A 3,233-nucleotide genomic window follows, 5' to 3' on the forward strand; every position below is an offset into this window, starting at 1 on the left:
GCAGGTGCAACCTGGGTAGGCAACGAAGGAAAACTTGGATGTCAATCCTCTCCAGAACTCAGTCAATCGGATCAAGGTATCTCCAGCACTGGAATCTGGTCGGCCGAGACACCGCCTTGGACACAATTCTTGCACGGCACGACGACAGGCTTCTAGCTGACGCTGGACTTACCCGCGAGGCGCTCGGATTTCCCGGCGCCGGTTCGCGGTCGAAGTGGAATCGGTCGAACATGCCCTGGCTACTCTAACGAGTACCCCGCGCCGAGGTCCTAACTTTGCCTTTTGAAGTGGCTAGCCATTACTGTGCTTGCGTCCCCGGTGGCGCGACCTCGCTCTCCAGATCCCAGTGAACTTCATCCAGCCGGAAGGCTCTAACTCAGCGAACCGACATGCAGAATCGAGTGTTGCGGGGGGTTGCAAGCCTTTGTCTAGGCGTCTTTGTGTTTTCCCTACAGGATCCATTGGTCAAGTCGGTATCGTCCGCGTACCCTGTTTCCGAAGTGATGGCGGTAAGGGCCTTGGCCTCATTTCCGATCCTCGTGGTTCTTGTCCACCTCGACGTCGGACTGGGTGCGCTGCTTACAAAAAGATACATAACTCTGACCATCCGAGGATTCACGCAGTTCTTTTCGTACGCGCTTTATTACCTAGCCATCGCAGCGTTGACGCTCGCCGATGCCGTATCTCTCTTCTTCATGGCTCCGCTTTTCATAATGGGGCTCGCAAGCCCATACTTGGGAGAGCGGATTTCCATCGGAACCTTGGCTGGCGTTCTGCTCGGTTTGGTGGGGGTTCTGATAATGCTCCGCCCTGGAGCAGGTTTGCTGGACTGGGCCGCGTTTCTCTCCCTTGGATCAGCACTTCTCTATGCATTTTCACAAGTGATCGCGCGTCATATCAGCGAAACCGAATCCGCGACTACGATGGGATTCTACCAGAACGTAGCGTTTCTAGCAGGATCGATCGTGTTCGCTGTTGCGTTTCGCGTGGCAGGCTTCACGCATGCAGAACACCCCAGCCTGGCATTCTTGGTTAGGCCCTGGGTATGGCCAACATCGATCGATCTGCTGAAGATGACCGGATGCGGCGTAGTTGCTTCTGCAGGAATGGTGCTTCTCTCTCAAGCCTATCGTCTAGCGCCGGCAAACCGTGTTGCAACTTTCGAATACACTGGCATGATCTGGACTCCGCTGTGGGGATATGTGTTCTTCGCGGAGTTGCCGCGCGCCACCACCGTGGCAGGCGCTCTGATCATTATCGTGGCCGGCTTGTTCGCTCTCCACGGTTCGCAGCATGTTGAAAAACGTCGACATCGAGCCATTGTTCGAGCGAACGCTTTGGAGTCTGGTTGTCGATGCCAGCTAGACCCGCCTTAACTGTCGCTTGGGAGACCCGCGCACGGTCGTTGACGATGCTTCTGACGTCGGGAAGCGATTTCGGCGAATCGAGGTTGGAGCAATGATGATGATTCGACTTGCATGTCCTGTCGCTGCCGGCGATCGAAATCAGCAAACCGTGTATGGCAGTTCGCTGCGTCGGTCGTGGTCAATCACAATCGTGCTCTTGAGCGGCGGGACGGCGCGTTGAATGCAGTCAATTCGCTCGCAAATGCGGCATGAAACGCCGATGGGCTCGAACGCAGAGCTTTTGGCAAAATCCAGCCGGTCCGCGTAGACGAAATCACCAGCGTCGGAGATCTCGCATCCGAGCGCGATCGCATAGCGTCGATGAGGAGAACCGAATCCACCGTCTTCCTTGGTGATTTCGGTGGCGATACTGAGATAGCGCACGCCGTCCGGTGTCTCGGCCAACTGGCAATTCATGCGGCCGGGGGTTTCGAATGCCTGATGAGCGTTCCACAACGGGCAAGCTGCACCATAGCGCGCGAACTGCAATTTCGCGGCGCTGTGGCGCTTGGTGATGTTCCCGGAACGGTCGATGCGCGCGAAAAAGACCGGCACGCCCTTCATCCGAGGCCTTTGCAAGGTCGAAAGGCGATGCGCCACCTGCTCAAGGCTGGCGCCGAAGCGCATAGCAAGCAGGTGCAAGTCATGTCGAAGTTCTTTTGCCGTGGCCAGGAAGGGACGGTATGGCAACATGAGCGCGCCGGCAAAATAGTTCTGGAGGCCAATCCTGCATATCTCCGCCGCTTCGGAGGTTCGGAAGCCCACTCGCTTGATGATGGCCTCGATCTCCGCCCGGTGGTCCAAGGCGCCGATCTGGAATGCCATTTGAAAACTGCGCGTCGATGCAGGCGAGTACGAGTTCAAGTACAGCACGCGCGCGGCGGCGTCGAAGCGCCTGATTATCCGCTCGCCATTGGCAGCACGCGCAATACGAACCTGATGCTGTTGCTCCAGATGACCTGCCAACGCGGCACCGACATCTCGATCCGGCATGCCCAGGGCCTTCGCCAGGTGCTCGGCCGACCGGTCGAGCTCATCAATGTAGTTGTCAACAAAATGAAAGAAATCCCGCACCTCCTCGTAAGGTGTCGGCTCGGCAAAAGCGTTGGTCCGGATCAGCTGGTCGTCGAAGCTGGCAAGCTGCTCGCTATTCCTGCGATATGCCTGATGACAGGTGATCAGTGCATGCGCGAGAGACGGCGCGTTTTGGGCAACGAGCTTGAGTTCCTGAAATCCGGCTGAAACACCGCTGAATATCGGGTCGGCAAGGGCCTCGCTGAGTGCCGAGAGCAGCCGGTCGGCCTCGCTGCCGCCGATCGAAGCGATATCGACCTGGAATTTCTCGGCCAGCGCAAGAAGGACTGCTGCTGATACCGGTCGCTGATTGTTTTCGATCTGGTTCAGATAGCTGGTCGAAATCCCTAGCCGCTCGGCGAAGACGGCCTGGGTGGCCTTGCTCGCCTCCCGCAGTTCGCGGACGCGGCGTCCAATGAAGAGCTTACCGTTCGCCATTTGCAATTTCGCATGTTGCTGTTTGCAATTCCATACATTTCGCAATCGCACGCGGTCAAGCCTTTCCCGTGCATTGCCGGTGAACTAATGCGGAGCGTTATTCCAGTGGAGGCGCTCATGCGATTGTCCAGCAAAGCAAACCCGCATTTGAGGCAAAGCCGGCTCGCCGCGACGCCATTGCCGACGGCTTTGAACTTTGCACCGAAGGCTGACCGCTGATGCGGGCCGTTCTCGAACAACTCGAGGTGCGTCGTGCGCAAGCCCGGATGGGTGGAGGACAGAAGCGTGTCGACGCCCAGCACGCGAAAGGCAAGC

At 57.7% G+C, this 3,233-nt stretch carries 2 protein-coding genes and 1 pseudogene; 2 read left to right on the forward strand and 1 reads right to left on the reverse strand.

All coding sequences use genetic code 11. From position 1 onward, the window contains the following. The first annotated feature begins 389 nt into the window (after positions 1-389). Complete coding sequence (locus tag AB7F49_RS39115) at positions 390-1,376, forward strand: DMT family transporter (RefSeq protein ID WP_428533348.1); 987 nt, start codon at positions 390-392, stop codon at positions 1,374-1,376. Between the two features lie 129 nt (positions 1,377-1,505). On the opposite strand, the gene AB7F49_RS39120 is transcribed toward AB7F49_RS39115, so the two are convergent. Continuing rightward, positions 1,506-2,918, reverse strand: a complete 1,413-nt coding sequence (locus tag AB7F49_RS39120; RefSeq protein WP_428533351.1) for a helix-turn-helix domain-containing protein — start codon at positions 2,916-2,918, stop codon at positions 1,506-1,508. Between the two features lie 218 nt (positions 2,919-3,136). Between AB7F49_RS39120 and AB7F49_RS39125 the strand changes: the two are divergent. Then, positions 3,137-3,233, forward strand: a pseudogene (locus tag AB7F49_RS39125) (carboxyl transferase domain-containing protein); the annotation flags it as partial.

This window comes from Pseudorhodoplanes sp., from assembly GCF_050250235.1.
GTDB lineage: Bacteria > Pseudomonadota > Alphaproteobacteria > Rhizobiales > Xanthobacteraceae > Pseudorhodoplanes.

What these genes read in the sequence shown, in the direction of transcription:
- AB7F49_RS39115 (WP_428533348.1), top strand. Translation starts at nt 390, where the DNA reads ATGCAGAATCGAGTGTTGCGGGGGGTTGCAAGCCTTTGTCTAGGCGTC.
- AB7F49_RS39120 (WP_428533351.1), bottom strand. Translation starts at nt 2,918, where the DNA reads ATGGCGAACGGTAAGCTCTTCATTGGACGCCGCGTCCGCGAACTGCGG.